Below are 14850 nucleotides of genomic sequence, written 5' to 3'. Positions count from 1 at the left end.
CCTCACTCAAGCCTTTTCCTTGATTTGAGATGCTTTTCGGCGAGCTCCATGTAGATTTCCGCGTTCTTCTTGGTCCACTCGATTTCTTCCTCGGTGAGCTGTCTCACGACCTTACCCGGGACGCCGAGGACGAGGCTGTAATCGGGAATCTCCTTGCCGGGCGGGACGAGCGCACCGGCCCCGATGACGACATGCTTTCCTATCTTCGCGCCATCGAGGATTACGGAGCCCATGCCGATGATGACGTAGTCACTTATCTCAGCCCCGTGAACGACGGCGTTGTGGCCGATGGTGACGTACTTTCCGATAATCGTCGGCTGGTTGTGGGAGGTATGTATGCTCACGTTGTCCTGGACGTTCGAACAGCAACCAACGTAAATCTGCTCGATGTCGCCCCTGAGAACCGCCGAAGGCCAGACGCTCGTCTTCTCCTCCAGAACAACGTCCCCAATGACGGAGGCGCTCTCGTCAACAAAAGCGGTCGGGTGAATCTTAGGCTTCTTTCCATTGAACTCGTAAATCACCATTTTCCATCACCGGGTTATAGTCCCAGGGAGAACTTATAAAGATAACCGGCCAACTTAACCGGGGAAATGCCATGAGGTACAGGAGAGGTGCCAGCGCCGAACGGGAGCTCATACGCCTCCTTGAAGGGGCGGGGTTTGCGGTCCTCCGCTCAGCGGGGAGCCACAGGGTTGACCTCGTCGCGGGCAATGGAAGGGACTACCTGTGCATCGAGGTTAAGAGCACCCGTTCGAAGAGGCTCTACATATCATCTGAGGACGTTGAGAAGCTCGTTTCATTTGCCGAGCGCTTCGGCGGGAAGCCCCTCTTGGCTGTCAAGTTCATAAACGTGGGATGGCATTTCTATTTCCCCGACGAGCTCAGGAGAAGCGGTAAGAACTACCGCGTTGAAGCTGGCGACGCGTTCCACACCCTCGAAGAGCTCGTCGGGAAGCAGAGAACCCTTGACGGGGTGATTGGGGATGAGGTTTAAATTGTGCGCCCTCCTGATGGTCACGCTCCTGCTGGTTCACATGCCAGCCGTTTCGTCTGAGGGCTCGTCTCTTCTGAGCGTCACGGTTCTCAACGACAACATTCCCGCACTTCCGGGGAGTACCGTTGTCGTCCCGTTCTCGATAACCAACCTTGGAAACGAGACGATAAACAACGTTACCGTTTACGTTACCGGGCCGGCTCAGGGCTTTCAGTATAGCGTCAAGGTAATAAGGACACCCATAGAGCCCGGGAAGAGCGTGAACGACACGATATCCCTTAACGTCCTTAACGTTCCGCCCGGAAAGTACAACTTGACCCTCGTCGCGAGGGCCGGGAACTTCTATTCAACTGCGAAGTTCGTGGTTTCCGTTGGCGTTCTCTCGGATTATTCCCTCTCCGTTGAGGTTGGAGGCAGGTACATATACGGAAACGACGTTGTAATTACCCTGAAGGCAATCTCCAAGTCCAACGGCGTTCTCCTGGGTTCCCTCGGCTACGAAATAGTCAGAGAAGGCGTTATCCTGAAGAGTTATGAGAACTCGACGTACCTGAACCCGGGCGAGGTATGGGAGAAAGTAATCGTTCTGAAAAAACCCGACGTTGGCAACTACACAGTGGTACTCTGGGCGAACTTTGGGGGCAAGTACAAGAGGGTTGTGAAGACATTTGAGGTGTACCAGAGAAAGCTCCAATATGAGGTCTACTTCCGCGACGGTGCAATCTACGTTCGTGTCTTCAACTCTACCGGAGGAGTCCCTGACATAGCGGTTTCCATAGACAACGTTACCTTCAAGACAGACGTTGACGGTGAGGTTTCCTACCTCGTTAACGAACCCGGCGTTTACAGGGTAACCCTTAACCTCGACGGGAGGATTGTAACGACCTTCGTGGACGTCAAGAAGCTCATCGTCAGCCCGCGCGTCCTCAACGGCTCCATCGTGGTCCGGGTCATGGATTCAACCGGTGTTCCCGTTCCCAACGTGACGGTCGTGGCATCGGGACCGCTCGGCACGGACTATTCGGTGACCAACTCTTCGGGCATCGCGGTTGTGAACCTTAACAAGACCGGCTACGGAAGCATCGTCATCAAAGCCGAGAGCGACCGCTACCTCCCGGGTGAGGCTGTAGTGACGGTTTCAAAGCCCCCTTTCCCCACAACGTCAAGCTCCGGCCAAACCCAGGCTCCGCCTAGCACATCTTCGCCCTTGAACACTACCACCCAGTTCCCTCCCAGGACATCAGAAGCGACACCAAGTGGCTCAACTCATGTAGGACTAATCCTAATCCTCGCCGGACTCCTCCTCGCGGGAACATCCTACCTCGCCTTTGCCGTTCCAATAGTCCATGAGGAAACCCTTGACCGCTACTACTTCCTCAAGGTCCGCGCCCCGAGGCTCCGCCCGCTGAAGAACTACCGCGTTGAGCGGGCGGTTAATGCCGTCGAGGTGAGGGCAACAAAGGGCAACGCAAAACTCGAGAACGGAAAGCTCGTCTGGGAGCTCGACCTTGAGCCGGGTGAGGAGGCCTATCTCCAGGCCGTTCTCGGCTGACATTCTCTTTCCATTAGTAAACCTTATTAAGCCGACCGAATACATTCAGATGACAGTCTAAAGGAGGCGAAAGCCATGGTGAACCTCGAACTGCTGAAGAAAATCGTCGAGGCCCCGGGCGTTTCTGGATTCGAGTTCCTCGGTATCAGGGACGTCGTTATAGAGGAGCTCAAGCCCTACGTTGACGAGATTAAGGTTGACAAGCTCGGAAACGTCATAGCGCACAAGAAGGGAAGCGGTCCAAAGGTCATGATTGCGGCTCACATGGACAAGATAGGCGTCATGGTCAACCACATAGACAAGGAGGGCTACCTTCACATCGTCCCCGTTGGCGGCGTTGACCCGAGGACTCTGGTCGCCCAGAGGATAAGGTTCTTCACCGATAAGGGCGAGCGCTACGGAGTCGTTGGCCACATTCCGCCCCACCTCCAGAAGCCTGAGGACAGGAAGAAGGCCGCTGACTGGGACACAATTGTTGTTGACGTCGGTGCTGAGGGCAAGGAAGAGGCCGAGGAAATGGGCTTCCGCGTTGGAACCGTCGGCGAGTTTGCTCCAGCCTTTACCCAGCTCAGCGAGAACAGGATTGCGACGCCGTACCTCGATGATAGAGTTTGTCTCTACGCCATGATAGAGGCCGCCAAGGCCCTCGAGAGCCACGAGGCGGACATCTATTTCGTTGCGAGCGTTCAGGAGGAGGTTGGCCTTCGCGGTGCCAGGGTTGCGAGCTACGCCATCGACCCGGAGATAGGCATAGCAATGGACGTCACCTTCGCCAAGCAGGTCGGCGACAAGGGCAAAATTGTGCCCAAGCTCGGTGGCGGACCGGTCATGGATGCCGTTGGCCCGAACATCCACCCCAAGGTTCGCGCCTTTGCCGAGGAGGTCGCCAAGAAGTACGAGGTACCGCTCCAGGCCGAGGCCAGTCCGAGGCCGACCGGAACCGACGCCAACATAATGCAGATTAACCGCGAGGGCGTCGCGACCGCTGTGCTGAGCATACCGATACGCTACATGCACAGCCAGGTTGAGACCGCGGACATAAGGGACATCGACCTTACCATAAAGCTCGCTAAGCACCTCCTCGAGGAGCTCAGGCCGATGGACCTCACTCCGTGAGCGACCTCACTCCGTGATGGAAAGGTTTATTGGCTTTTCTTTCCTTCTTATACCCGGTGACCCGATGATAGCGGTCGTTTCAATTGGTCCCATCGAGCAGTCGCTTGTTGAGGGGGTCGTTGACTTCGTAAGGAATTACTACTCACGCTTCGGGATTAGTGCCGAGTTCGTTGGTGAGGTTCCGGCCGGCCCCTTCTCGGTTGCCTTCAACGCTCAGAGAAGCCAGTACCTCGGGAGAGTTTTCCTGCCAACGCTCTCCGCCCTTCGGGAGAGGCTTGGGGCAGTGGCTATTCTCGGCATCACGGAACTCGACCTCTACGAGGAGGGGCTGAACTTCGTATTCGGCCTGGCAAACCCTTCCCTGAGGAGCGCTATCGTCTCTGTTCACAGGCTCAGGAACGAGTTCTACGGCCTCAAACCAGACGATAGGCTCCTCCTTGAACGGGCCGTCAAGGAGGCGATGCACGAGCTCGGCCACGTTTTCGGTTTGTCCCACTGTCCGAATCCGAGGTGTGTCATGCACTTCTCGAATTCCCTCTTCGACACCGACGCCAAGGGGCCCCTTTACTGCCCGAGGTGCGAGGAGAAGCTTGAGGAAAACCTAAGGAGACTGGGGGTGTTGTCGTGATTGAGGTTGAGGTCAAGGGCTACGCCGATGATAGGGTTTTCGAGCGCGTTAGGGAGAGCTTCCGACTCATAAGGAAGGAGTACCACGAGGATACCTACTACCAGCACCCGTGCAGGGACTTTTCGAAGACGGACGAGGCCCTGAGGATTCGCGTGAGGCGCTTCAACGGCCACTTTGAGGCCTTCTTGACCTACAAGGGGCCGAAGCTCGACTCGGTCTCGAAGACGAGGGAGGAGATAGAGGTCCCCATCGAGGACCCAGATGCTCACGCGAGGATTCTTGAGGCTCTCGGCTTCCGCGAAGTTCTGACCGTTGAGAAGGTTCGCGAGAAGTACTACGTGGAGAAGGGCATTACCCTGACCCTCGACGAGGTTGAGGGCCTCGGGAAGTTCGTGGAGATTGAGGCCCTGACCGACGACAGGGGAAAGGTTCTCCAGCTGGTGGAGAAGCTGAGGAAAATCCTCATTGAGCTTGGCGTTACGCGCTTCGAGAGGCGTTCCTACCTTGAGTTGTTGCTTGGGAAGGGGGGCTGAATGGGGAAGCTGGACGAACTGTTTGGTGCAATCAAGGGGAAGCGACCGGATACGGAAGTGCTAACCGAGATAGAGGACAGACTGCTCGTTGATGATGTTCCCGGGGCCATAGCCCTCCTCGAAGAGCTCGAGAAGGAGCAGAACGTCGTCATAGCTGTCAGAATGATTCTCCGAAAGATTCTTCACATGAAGGAGTCCGAGGAGACGGAGGTTCGCTTCGTTCCGCTCCTCAAGCAACTCGTTCCCTACATCAACGGCATAAAAAACGAACGATATCGCGCACTCCTTCTCGGCGAACTGGCGATGGGTTTCTACATCATCGGGGCCGAGCTCGAGGGTGATTTTGCACTCAAGGCCTCGATAAACCTTGCCCTGAATCATCCAGACGTGCTGAGGGACGTAATAATGGGCCTCATTAACGCCGGCCTTTTCCCAAAAGCTGGCTACGCAATGAAGTTCGTCAAGGACAAGGAAAAGCTCGATGTTGTTCTCGTTCACCTTGCCGAGGTTCTCTACGAGAGGGGAGAAGAAGAGAAGGCTCTTGCAGTAATAGGTCACATAACAAGCAACTTCCATCGGGCCGTTGCGCTCCTACATCTCGCCCAGTTTGAGAAAGATAGAGACAGGGAAAAGGCCCTCCAGTTCGTTGACTGGGCAATAAAGCTAGCTGAGAGGATAGAAGACCCCGACGCAAGGTTCGAGCTCATGCTCAAGCTCTACGACCTGAAGCACGAGATAAGGGGTGAGCCACTCAGCCTCTCCGAGCTACTCGCGAGGGAAACTCCCGAGGAGAAAGGGCAGGCGGAAGACCAAGGGCCCTCGACAGGAGGAGGGAGTGAGGAACCTTAACCCCCATCTCGACGAGCTCTTCAACCCGTTCCGCAACCTCTCTGGGGGTTCCGTGGAGGACTACCCTCCCTCCGTTTAAAACCACGAGTCTGTTAGCTTTTCTGAAGAGGAAGCGCGAATCGTGCTCGACCATAACGACCGTTGTTCCAACCCTGTTGAGTTTCTCGATGACCCTCAGAACTTCCCGCTTTCCCTTTGGGTCGAGCTGGGACGTCGGCTCATCCAGAACAAGGTGGCTGGGCTTCATCGCTATTACGGACGCTATGGCCAACCTCTGCTTCTCCCCCCCGCTGAGGTTTGGCGGAAACTCATCTTCGAGGCCCTCGAGACCGACCACCTTGAGCGCCCACTCAACCCTTTCCGCTATCTCCTCCCTTGGAAGGCCGAGGTTTTCAAGGGCGAATGCAACTTCATCCTCAACCGTCATGTTGAACAGCTGGCTCTCAGGGTTCTGGAGGACGAGACCGACGAGAGTTGAGAGCTTTGAAACCGGTGTTTCCGTCGTTTTGAAGGTTCTCCCAGTTTTCGGGTCCCTGACAACGACTTCTCCCGAGAACGCTCCCCTAATTGAGTTGGGGATTATCCCGTTCAGCGTTAGCGCGAGCGTTGACTTACCGCTCCCGCTCGGGCCGAGGATTCCCACGAACTCGCCATCTCCTATTTTAAGGCTTACACCCATTAGGGCAGGGTTTTTTGAGCGCGGATACCTGAACGTCACGTCCCTGAGTTCAATCATTTCCTCGCCACCCTCGGGAGCAGGAACGCTATGCTGATTATGAACACCAGGGTTGAGAATATCTCCAGCCTGCCAATCCACATGAGAAGGATGTAGAGAACTTTCAGGTCAACGGGCATGGTCGGTGAGGTTATACCGATGCTCAGCCCGACGTTGCCCTGGGCCGAAGCAACCTCGAAGAGCGCGTTCGCGAGGCTGGCCTTAACGCGTAGCATAGTGTAAACAGTGCCGAAGAGAATGAACGCGAGGTACGTCATCGTAAAGCTCATAACCTCCTGTATGTCTTCCTCGCTGAAGACGTAGTTGCCAACCTTCCTCTTTATCACGGCTCCCCTCGGAAGGATGGCACTCTCAATAGTCCACTTCAGGCTCTCGTACATCAGGGTAACGCGGATGAGCTTGATTCCACCGGCAGTGCTTCCCGCACCGCCTCCGATAACCATGAGAATCGCGATTATGAACTTCGCGACCTCGGGGTAGTTCGAGAGACTCGTTATCTGGAACCCGGTACAGCTGATGGCCGAGACCGCGTGGAATATCGCCCCCTGAAGGGCCTGACCAACGGAGTCCCCCACCTGGTAGAGGCTGTAAGCAATTATCGCGATGGCGGGGATAAGGAAAAGAAACATGTAGCGGACCTGGATGTCCTCAAAAAAGGGCTTCAGAGACTTGCTCTTGAAGAGCTTGTAGTGAACGGTGAAGTTGACGGCACCCATTATCATCAGGAAAATCGTTATTGCATTGATTGCAGGGCTGTGGAAGAAGCCTATGCTCTGGTCGTGGGTGCTCATACCACCTGTTCCAAGGCCTGTCATCGCGTGGGTGAGGGCGTCAAATGGGTTCATCCCGTTTATGTAGTACAGGTAAGCGCCGACGAGCGTGAGGGCAAGGTAAATCTCGAAGATAACCTTTGAGGTGTTGACGAGGTTGGGAAGTATCCTCTCGCTCCTCGCCTCGGCTCTGTAGAGCCTCGCCGCGGCAACTCCAGGGCGAATTAGAATCGTCAGTGCGACGAGGACTATTCCAATTCCACCGAGCCACTGCATCCACGCGCGCCAGAAGAGAAGTATCTTCGGATAGCTGGAGAGGTTACTCATCATCGTAAGTCCCGTTCCCGTCCACGCGCTCATGCTTTCGAAGTAAGAATCCACGAAGCTCATGTTTGCTATCCTCATGAAGGGGACGACGCTCACGAAGGACGCGAAGAGCCAGGTGAAAGCGGCCGCAATCATGGCCTGTCTTAGGTTAACGTCCTCGACCTTGCTTGAGTGTCTGCTCAGCCAGGCACCAAAAAGAACGCATCCCATTCCTGGAATGGCGAAGTACGGGACGTATTCAATCTGGTCTGGGTAAAACCATACCAGGAGCACCGGAAAGAGGTAGGCGAGACCGACTCCTTGAAGGATTGAGCCTATGAGGTTCTTAACGACGAAGAGGTCAGTAGAGACGTTGATGCGCTTTCTGAATTCGAGCATCGCCTCACCGTCTCGCCTAAGGGTGGCGAGAATAAAAGGTTTTTCGTAAGGTTTAAGGGGAACCTAACACCACTTGGGTCGGTGGTAGAGGTGGACGAACGGGAAGCACTGATTAGGGCAGGGGAGATAGCAAGGAAGGTTAAAGAAGAGGTTGTTGACTTAATTAAACCGGGTACGAAGCTCTACGACATAGCGGAGTTCGTTGAGAAACGAATAGTTGAACTCGGCGGGAAGCCGGCCTTCCCATGCAACCTCTCGCTCAACGAGGTGGCGGCGCACTACACCCCATACAGGGGCGACGATACCGTCCTCAAGGAGGGCGACTACCTCAAGCTCGACCTCGGCGTTCACGTTGATGGCTACATAGCGGACACCGCGGTGACGTTCCGCGTCGGAATGGAGGAAGACGAGCTAATGGAAGCGGCGAGGGAAGCCCTTGAGAACGCCATAGCGACCGTCAGGGCTGGAGTGATGGTTAGGGACGTTGCAAAGGCCATCGAGGAGACGATACGCGGTAAGGGCTTCAACCCGATAGTTAACCTCAGCGGTCACAAGGTTGAGCGCTACAAGCTCCACGCGGGGGTCAGCATTCCGAACGTTTACAGGCAGGCGGATACATATGTTCTCCAGGAGGGAGACGTCTTTGCGATAGAGCCCTTCGCGACGACCGGCGCGGGGCAGGTGATAGAGGTCCCGCCGGCGCTGATTTTCATGTACGTCCGCGACAGGCCGGTCAGAATGCTCCAGGCGAGAAGGTTGCTCATGCACATCAAGCGCGAGTACAAGACCCTGCCTTTCGCATACCGCTGGCTCCAGGGCTTTATGCCTGAGGGACAGCTCAAGATGGCACTCGCACAGCTGGACAAGGCTGGTGCGATATACAGCTACCCGATACTGCGCGAGGTCAGAGGCGGTATGGTGGCCCAGTTCGAGCACACGGTCATAGTCGAGAAGGACGGGGCGTACATAACGACGTGAACTCCCTTCTCTTTTGTTTTAAAATGGCTACAACATCTTGAGTCCCGCGCTTCTATTGGGGGATGTTATGAGAAGTGGGGGAAGAACCCCCCGTATGGGGATGGAAAAGTCAGCATCTCGGTTTCAACTTTGGCGCTAAGTTACGGGTTCTTTCAAACACACCGAATTGAGTTATGTTTTCTGTTTCCCAACGTCCGAAGGACGTTTTTGATGGTCGAAAACGATAGAAGGGTAGAAATTTGAGTAGGAACCCCCAACGGGCTCGGCAGTTGATTGGCGCCGGGGCAGGGATTTGAACCCTGGTGGGCGGACGCCCACGGGATCTCGAGTCCCGCGCCTTCCCAGGCTAGGCTACCCCGGCGCGGTCTTTGGTTTGCTAACCGGTTTTATAAATCTTTCCGCGAAAACTTTATTAACCTAAGTTAACTAAAATGTCGCCGGTTGCAAAGGTTTAAATCCCAGGAGAACCAATATATAAATTGCAGGAGGTGGCAGAAATGGTCGGAATTCAGGTGCAGGAGGTAATGACGGACAGGTTCCAGAAGATAGACATCGACGCCCCCCTTTCTGAGGCGATAGGAATCTTCGAAAAGGAGGACCCCGACCTCATTCTGGTGTTTGATGGAAACCTGTACAAAGGCGTTCTGACCCAGGACTTGATTATCCGCTCCCACCTCAAGTGGGACCCAACCAAGGCCAAGGTTAGGGACGTTTACAAACCTGCTCCGGTTATAAAGCCTGACGAGGACTTGAGCAAAGCGGCAAAGCTCATGATGGAGGTTGACCTCCGCTCTCTCCCCGTCGGGGAGAGCAAGGCTGAAATCATAGGCGTAATAAGCGATATAGCCGTTCTCGATAGAGTCGCCGAGGGTGATTTCGGAAAGAGAAAAGTTGAGGAGTTCATGACCAAGGACGTCATAACCCTCAAGCCAGACGACACCGTCGCCAAGGCCCTCGCAACGATGCGCGACCACGCGATATCGAGGATTCCGATAGTTGACGAGGAGGGAAGACTTGAGGGCCTCGTCACGCTCCACGACCTAATCGTTAGGTTCATCAAGCCCCGCTTCAGGGCCAAGGCCGGTGAGCTGGCCGGCGAGAAGATACCGCCCTTCAGCATGCCCCTCCGCGACGTGATGATTAGGGGAGTCATAACCATACTCCCGGACGCGAAGGTCAGGGAAGCGGTCGCCACGATGAAGGACAACGACATAGACGGCCTCGTCGTCGTCAACGAGAACAACAAGGTCGTCGGAATACTCACCGTCAAGGACCTACTCCTGCCCATCTCGAAGATGACGGAGAAGGAGGCAAGGTTCTACCTTCAGCTCGGCGGTGACGCCTCGATACTCAGCGACTTTACGAGGGAAAGGATAATCGAGGACATCAAGCGCTTCGTCGACGGCTATGAGGATTTACTCGGTCAGGAGGGTATAATATACCTCTACATCAGGCGCTTCCCCGAGAAGTTCAGGGGAGTTCACCTCTACCAGGCCAGGATGAGGGTCGTCACCGACAGGGGCGTCTTCGTTGCCACCGGCGAAACCTGGGGAGCGATACAGGCGGTTCACGACGCTTTGAGGGCCATCGAGAGGCAGCTCCTCCAAAAGGCAGAATTGGAAAAGGACACGCGTTACGCCAAGAGGTTCCTCGAAAAGCTCGGCCTCAGCTGAGCTCCTCGAACTCCCTTTCTATTATCCTTCTCTGTTTCTCGTTGAGGACCTCTGGGTTTATCACAAGAACTAGTGCTCCTCCCTCTGCAACAACCCTGTCTTTGAGGTTTAGGAGGAACTTGACCGCGTTCTCGAAGCCGTTCTCAAGCATTAAGTACTCGAAGGCCTCGACGTATATCGTTCTGTAGCCCTGGGCCAGTGCACGGGCTATTAAATCGGTGAGGATTTCAATTTTCGTCGGGCTTATGGCGTAAACCTGTGGCCTCTCCTCCAGCTTGCCCTCCTTCGCGCGCGTGACCCAGAATACGAGGGTCTCAGGATTCAACGAGTTCTTTAAAGTTCTCAGGTCTTCCCTTGTTAGGACGACGGTTCCGGGCATGGCCCACAGCTTGCCGAGCTTTCTGAAGGCCTCTTCTCTGGAGCGGAAGAGGAAGACTCCTTTCTGGGGTGGAAGTTCTCCGTCCGCTTTGACGGGGGTTACGGGATAGAACACGAACTTCACCGCACCAATAGCGGCCATTAGACGGAATACTCCTCCGAGAAAGAACCCAATGGGAGCGAACCAGTCTATAAACCTCGTGACGGGGTAGGTTATGTTGAGGGCGCCAAGCAGAATAAGGCCCCAGGGAAACATGGCTTCCGGCGTTTCGCGAGAGATAACGTATTTATCCAGAACCCAGCCGAGGTAGACAAGAGACCCTCCGAGAACTAGGGAGGGAAGTATTGACTCCTGGGTTGGGCTCTTGAAGATATCGGTCGCGAGAAGAAAGAGCCAGATGTACGAGGCAACGGCTAGAATGGAGATGTAAACCGTGTGCCTGAAATCGGTCTTCCCGTACTTCAGGTGGAATGCCCCCCAAATCAAAAGAATTCCAAAGAAGAAGTTTGAAACTTTAGATGCTATAACGTAGGCCTCTGGATTCAGGTGAACTCCGAGGGGATTTAGAACGTAATTCTCAACGTCAAATGCGTTTATAAAGAACGCAGTACTGATTAAGACCCACCCCTTATCCCGAGTTTCATAGGCTTTGTAAGCAACGGCAACGAAAAGTGCCCACCTTGAAATGAAGTTGAGGTAGGGTATGAGGTTGCTTCCAGGGATGCTCATCTCTCCATCACCAACTTCTCCTGCCTCACTACCACGAGGCTGTTTGGCGGGACGTTGCGGTCAAGGATAACGCCCGGCCCTATAAAAGAGTTGCTCCCAATCTTCCTGCCCGGATAGATGCTGACGTTGATACCAACCTTTACGTTGTGCCCGATTATCGCCCCGAGCTTGTGTCTGCCGCTGTCCTCGAGTTTGCCCTTGATTTCAACCCTGACGTTGCCCCTGTCGTGCCTCAGGTTTGCCGTTATCGTCCCCGCGCCGAGGTTCGTGTTCTCGCCTATTATCGAGTCGCCGACGTAGTTGAGGTGCGGTGCGTTGCTGTTGTCCATTATGATGGAGTTCTTAATCTCGACTGCGTTGCCGATGTGACAGTTGTCGCCAATGCTCGTGTAGGGCCTTATGAAGCAGTTCGGCCCTATCCTGGAGTTCTTGCCAATCTTCACCGGCCCGATTATGTATGCCCCGCTCCTGATCACCGTTCCCTCGCCGATTTCAACGGGGGGAACTATCACCGCCCCTTCCTCGACCGTTCCCCTAATCTCGTGCTTGAGCCTGTTCTTGAGCAGATATTCGTTGAGCTCAAGTAAATTCCACGGCCTTCCGACGTCGTTCCAGTAGCCCTCGTATGGAACCGCCACAACCTTAAGCCCGGCGTCAATCATGAGGTTAATCGTGTCGGTTATCTCGTACTCCCCGCGCTCGCTCAAACCGGTCTTCTCTATGAATTCGAAGACGCTCGAACGGAAGGCGTAGATACCGAGGTTGGCGTAACCCGCTATTTTGCCGGGCTTTTCTGCTATGCGCGTTACCCTTGAGCCTTCAACCTCGACCTTGCCGAAGTGGCTTAAATCCTCGAAGTGCTTGACGACGATTGCAACGTCCGCTTTTTCCCTCCTGAAGGCCGAGACGAGCTCCCTAACCGCCTCCTCCTCAAAGTAGATGTCGCCGTTTGCAACTATGAACTCGTCCTCCACGCTCTCCTTGGCGCTCTCTATGGCCTTCGCCGTCCCCTCCCCTGGCAACTGCTCCACGTAGGTTATCGGCTTGCCCCCGAACTCGTCCCCAAGGGTCTTCTTTATCCACTCGCTCCGGTACCTAACCACAATCACGAACTCGTCAACAAAGGGGTACAGGTTCTCGAGGACGTACTCGATTATCGGCCGGTTGGCGACCTTGAGAACAACTTTCGGCCTGTCGTCCGTGAGAGGGCGAAGCCTTTCACCCTTTCCAGCCGCGAGGATTACACCCTTCACATCACCACCTCCAGAGCGTAGACAACGACGGCAACCAAACCGAAGGAGATTAGGAAGTACCTTCCGTTTCTCTCGGCCATGCGCTCAAGGAGAGGCATCAGCAACAGGCTCCCGAAGAAGGCAGAGGCAAAGGCGGTAAAGGGAACCCACGCCGGGTCGCTCGACTGCCAGCTCCCGAACTGAACGAGACGAAGGATTAAGTAGGCCGGTGCCACCATGAAACCCCACTGGAGGGCTTTCTTAGCGCTGTGGCCCGGCAGAAGGAGCCCGAGGGTGACTGTGCCCGTTCTCGTGAGTGGGCCGAGCAGGGCAAACCCCTGAAGGATTCCGGCGGAGAGGGAGTCGAGTATGCTCGGCTGTTCCGGGAGCTTCCTGTCAAGCTCTTTGAGCGGATTCTTCGCCGGGTTGAGGACGGCCAAAAGGATAATCGCCCCCCCGATGGTGATGTTGAGGAGCGCAGAAGTTTGGGCCGAAACCCTGCATGAAAATCTCGAGGCTGGGAGCCCTATCAGAACCGTGAAGAGGGTCGCAAAGAAGAGGTACTTGAGCTCGGCCTCGTAGATGCCCTTCATCGCTTCAAGAAGGAGCCTAGAAAACCTCTCCCTGAAGCGGAACAGAACGGCGAACGTTACACCGAGGTAGGCCGGAACGAGGAAGGAGGAATAGCCCTCGACCAGCGGGGAGACCCAGTTCGCCTCGGGGTTGAGGGGAAGCCACGACGTCAGCGCAACGATGAGCCCCGAGAGGAGCGCTTCTATAGGCGTGCCCATGTCTACCACAGCTTGATTTAAAACGGGGGAGAACATAAACTTTTCGTGGTGGTGAGTATGAAGGTTACCGTCCTCTACGAAAACCACTCGGGTTTCCGGAAGGGCCTCCTCGGCGGGCACGGTTTCTCAGCCCTCGTGGAGCGTGGGGACGTTAGGGTGCTCGTCGATACTGGAACGGACGGGAAGGTTCTTCTCAACAACATGGAAGCTCTTGGAATCGAGCCGGACTCGATAGACTACCTCTTCATCACCCACGGCCACTACGACCACACTGGAGGATTGAAGGCACTCTTGGAGGCCCGCTCGAAGCCGCTGAAGGTAATCGCCCACCCCGGAATCTTCCAGAGGAGGATTGCCCTGAAGCCAAGGAGGAGGGAGATTGGAATTCCCTTCACGCGGGAGGAGCTTGAGGAACTCGGCGCCGAGTTCGTTCTGAGGGAAGGTCCGTTTGAGTTCGCGGAGGGGTTCATGAGCTCCGGAGAGATTGAAAGAATAACCTGGGACAGGGCCGTCGGCTACTTCCCAGATGGAACGAAGGACCCGGTTAGGGACGACATGGCGCTCATCCTCGACCTCGGCGATTCAACGGTCGTAATCACCGGTTGCGGGCATTCGGGAGTGATTAACATCGTCAGGCACGCCGAGAAGGTCAGCGGAAAGCCGGTGAAGGCCCTAATCGGTGGACTGCACCTGGTTGGCGCGAAGGAGGAACTGCTTGAGGACGTCCTCAAAAACGTCAAAGCCAGGCTCTACGCGGGCCACTGCACGGGGCTCGAGAGCTTCGCCTACCTCCGTTGTCGGCTTGGAAACAGGGTCGAACCCCTGCACGTGGGCAAGGTCATCGAGCTTTAGCGATGCGTTTTTATATTTTCGTACCAATTCGGTTTTTAGAGAGCACCAAATGGGGGTGAAAATATGGACTTGAAGTGATAGTTGGCAAACTTAATAGGTACGAAGGCCTCTTCGAGAAGCTCGGCCTTCTCCTCGTTGCGGTGTTCTTCCTGCTGGTGATAGCTGGCTTCACCGACTCGTCGCACGTCGGGAAGCTGATGAGCCTCGTGTTGCTGTTTCTCGTTGCCCTTGCGTCGCTGATTGGGGTAATCATCTACCGCTCGCTCGATTGAATACCTTTTTAAGGCCCCTCCCCAACCTTTTCTCCGCGAGATTGAGGGAGGGGTGAGA

At 55.3% G+C, this 14850-nt stretch carries 16 protein-coding genes and 1 tRNA gene; 10 read left to right on the top strand and 7 right to left on the bottom strand.

Annotation, left to right across the window (positions count from 1 at the left end; genetic code table 11):
- Positions 1–2: 2 nt before the first annotated feature.
- Entirely contained in the window at positions 3–527 is a 525-nt protein-coding gene (locus tag MVO87_RS03770; RefSeq protein WP_297512198.1) for a gamma carbonic anhydrase family protein, read from the bottom strand.
- A 71-nt stretch (positions 528–598) separates the two neighbouring features.
- On the opposite strand from MVO87_RS03770, the gene hjc reads away from it, so the two are divergent.
- The 6 genes from hjc to MVO87_RS03740 all read left to right on the top strand — a co-directional run bounded on the left by hjc (position 599) and on the right by MVO87_RS03740 (position 5675).
- Positions 599–997, top strand: a complete 399-nt coding sequence (gene hjc, locus MVO87_RS03765; RefSeq protein ID WP_297552241.1) for a Holliday junction resolvase Hjc — start codon at positions 599–601, stop codon at positions 995–997.
- On the top strand, positions 987–2549 hold the full coding sequence (locus tag MVO87_RS03760; protein WP_297552240.1) for a COG1470 family protein: 1563 nt from the start codon (positions 987–989) through the stop codon (positions 2547–2549). The genes hjc and MVO87_RS03760 overlap by 11 nt, the downstream gene beginning before the upstream one ends.
- Positions 2550–2624: 75 nt before the next feature.
- Positions 2625–3665, top strand: coding sequence for a lysyl aminopeptidase (locus tag MVO87_RS03755; protein WP_297552238.1), 1041 nt, complete (start codon positions 2625–2627; stop codon positions 3663–3665).
- 64 nt (positions 3666–3729) lie between these two features.
- On the top strand, positions 3730–4293 hold the full coding sequence (locus MVO87_RS03750) for an archaemetzincin family Zn-dependent metalloprotease (RefSeq protein WP_297516522.1): 564 nt from the start codon (positions 3730–3732) through the stop codon (positions 4291–4293).
- A complete protein-coding gene (cyaB, locus tag MVO87_RS03745; protein WP_297516519.1) occupies positions 4290–4826 on the top strand; it encodes a class IV adenylate cyclase in 537 nt (178 codons plus the stop codon). The genes MVO87_RS03750 and cyaB overlap by 4 nt, the downstream gene beginning before the upstream one ends.
- Positions 4827–5675: a hypothetical protein gene (locus MVO87_RS03740; protein ID WP_297516517.1), complete on the top strand. Its 849-nt coding sequence runs from the start codon at positions 4827–4829 to the stop codon at positions 5673–5675.
- Here MVO87_RS03740 and MVO87_RS03735 read toward each other — a convergent pair.
- Together MVO87_RS03735 and MVO87_RS03730 are read right to left on the bottom strand one after the other, a co-directional pair.
- A complete protein-coding gene (locus tag MVO87_RS03735; RefSeq protein ID WP_297516515.1) occupies positions 5578–6411 on the bottom strand; it encodes an energy-coupling factor ABC transporter ATP-binding protein in 834 nt (277 codons plus the stop codon). The genes MVO87_RS03740 and MVO87_RS03735 overlap by 98 nt on opposite strands.
- Positions 6408–7886 (bottom strand): TrkH family potassium uptake protein, encoded by a 1479-nt coding sequence (locus MVO87_RS03730; protein ID WP_297516513.1) that lies wholly within the window; start codon positions 7884–7886, stop codon positions 6408–6410. The genes MVO87_RS03735 and MVO87_RS03730 overlap by 4 nt, the downstream gene beginning before the upstream one ends.
- A 90-nt stretch (positions 7887–7976) precedes the next feature.
- Here MVO87_RS03730 and map point away from each other — a divergent pair, with 90 nt between their 5' ends.
- Positions 7977–8864 (top strand): type II methionyl aminopeptidase, encoded by an 888-nt coding sequence (gene map / locus MVO87_RS03725; protein ID WP_297512785.1) that lies wholly within the window; start codon positions 7977–7979, stop codon positions 8862–8864.
- A gap of 274 nt (positions 8865–9138) precedes the next feature.
- Here map and MVO87_RS03720 read toward each other — a convergent pair.
- Positions 9139–9225: transfer RNA gene (locus MVO87_RS03720), tRNA-Ser, on the bottom strand.
- 136 nt (positions 9226–9361) lie between these two features.
- Here MVO87_RS03720 and MVO87_RS03715 point away from each other — a divergent pair.
- A complete protein-coding gene (locus MVO87_RS03715; protein ID WP_297552260.1) occupies positions 9362–10537 on the top strand; it encodes a CBS domain-containing protein in 1176 nt (391 codons plus the stop codon).
- On the opposite strand, the gene MVO87_RS03710 is transcribed toward MVO87_RS03715, so the two are convergent.
- From MVO87_RS03710 to MVO87_RS03700, 3 genes are read right to left on the bottom strand one after another with little or no spacing between them, the layout of a single operon-like run.
- Positions 10530–11645, bottom strand: coding sequence for a DUF835 domain-containing protein (locus MVO87_RS03710; RefSeq protein WP_297512969.1), 1116 nt, complete (start codon positions 11643–11645; stop codon positions 10530–10532). The two genes, MVO87_RS03715 and MVO87_RS03710, sit on opposite strands and share 8 nt — an antisense overlap.
- A complete protein-coding gene (gene glmU / locus MVO87_RS03705) occupies positions 11642–12898 on the bottom strand; it encodes a bifunctional sugar-1-phosphate nucleotidylyltransferase/acetyltransferase (RefSeq protein ID WP_297552236.1) in 1257 nt (418 codons plus the stop codon). The genes MVO87_RS03710 and glmU overlap by 4 nt, the downstream gene beginning before the upstream one ends.
- On the bottom strand, positions 12895–13668 hold the full coding sequence (locus tag MVO87_RS03700) for an undecaprenyl-diphosphate phosphatase (protein WP_297552258.1): 774 nt from the start codon (positions 13666–13668) through the stop codon (positions 12895–12897). The genes glmU and MVO87_RS03700 overlap by 4 nt, the downstream gene beginning before the upstream one ends.
- A gap of 57 nt (positions 13669–13725) precedes the next feature.
- Here MVO87_RS03700 and MVO87_RS03695 point away from each other — a divergent pair, with 57 nt between their 5' ends.
- Together MVO87_RS03695 and MVO87_RS03690 are read left to right on the top strand one after the other, a co-directional pair.
- Complete coding sequence (locus MVO87_RS03695; RefSeq protein WP_297552256.1) at positions 13726–14520, top strand: MBL fold metallo-hydrolase; 795 nt, start codon at positions 13726–13728, stop codon at positions 14518–14520.
- A gap of 74 nt (positions 14521–14594) precedes the next feature.
- On the top strand, positions 14595–14792 hold the full coding sequence (locus MVO87_RS03690; protein WP_297512167.1) for a hypothetical protein: 198 nt from the start codon (positions 14595–14597) through the stop codon (positions 14790–14792).
- Positions 14793–14850: the final 58 nt, after the last annotated feature.

The organism is Thermococcus sp., assembly GCF_027063845.1.
In the GTDB taxonomy this organism is placed as follows: Archaea; Methanobacteriota_B; Thermococci; order Thermococcales; family Thermococcaceae; genus Thermococcus.
Note: the sequence above shows the minus strand (reverse complement) of the source record. Positions and strands in the feature narration are given on the sequence as shown.

What these genes read in the sequence shown, in the direction of transcription:
- MVO87_RS03770 (WP_297512198.1), bottom strand. Translation starts at nt 527, where the DNA reads ATGGTGATTTACGAGTTCAATGGAAAGAAGCCTAAGATTCACCCGACC.
- hjc (WP_297552241.1), top strand. Translation starts at nt 599, where the DNA reads ATGAGGTACAGGAGAGGTGCCAGCGCCGAACGGGAGCTCATACGCCTC.
- MVO87_RS03760 (WP_297552240.1), top strand. Translation starts at nt 987, where the DNA reads ATGAGGTTTAAATTGTGCGCCCTCCTGATGGTCACGCTCCTGCTGGTT.
- MVO87_RS03755 (WP_297552238.1), top strand. Translation starts at nt 2,625, where the DNA reads ATGGTGAACCTCGAACTGCTGAAGAAAATCGTCGAGGCCCCGGGCGTT.
- MVO87_RS03750 (WP_297516522.1), top strand. Translation starts at nt 3,730, where the DNA reads ATGATAGCGGTCGTTTCAATTGGTCCCATCGAGCAGTCGCTTGTTGAG.
- MVO87_RS03740 (WP_297516517.1), top strand. Translation starts at nt 4,827, where the DNA reads ATGGGGAAGCTGGACGAACTGTTTGGTGCAATCAAGGGGAAGCGACCG.
- MVO87_RS03735 (WP_297516515.1), bottom strand. Translation starts at nt 6,411, where the DNA reads ATGATTGAACTCAGGGACGTGACGTTCAGGTATCCGCGCTCAAAAAAC.
- MVO87_RS03730 (WP_297516513.1), bottom strand. Translation starts at nt 7,886, where the DNA reads ATGCTCGAATTCAGAAAGCGCATCAACGTCTCTACTGACCTCTTCGTC.
- MVO87_RS03715 (WP_297552260.1), top strand. Translation starts at nt 9,362, where the DNA reads ATGGTCGGAATTCAGGTGCAGGAGGTAATGACGGACAGGTTCCAGAAG.
- MVO87_RS03710 (WP_297512969.1), bottom strand. Translation starts at nt 11,645, where the DNA reads ATGAGCATCCCTGGAAGCAACCTCATACCCTACCTCAACTTCATTTCA.
- MVO87_RS03700 (WP_297552258.1), bottom strand. Translation starts at nt 13,668, where the DNA reads ATGGGCACGCCTATAGAAGCGCTCCTCTCGGGGCTCATCGTTGCGCTG.
- MVO87_RS03695 (WP_297552256.1), top strand. Translation starts at nt 13,726, where the DNA reads ATGAAGGTTACCGTCCTCTACGAAAACCACTCGGGTTTCCGGAAGGGC.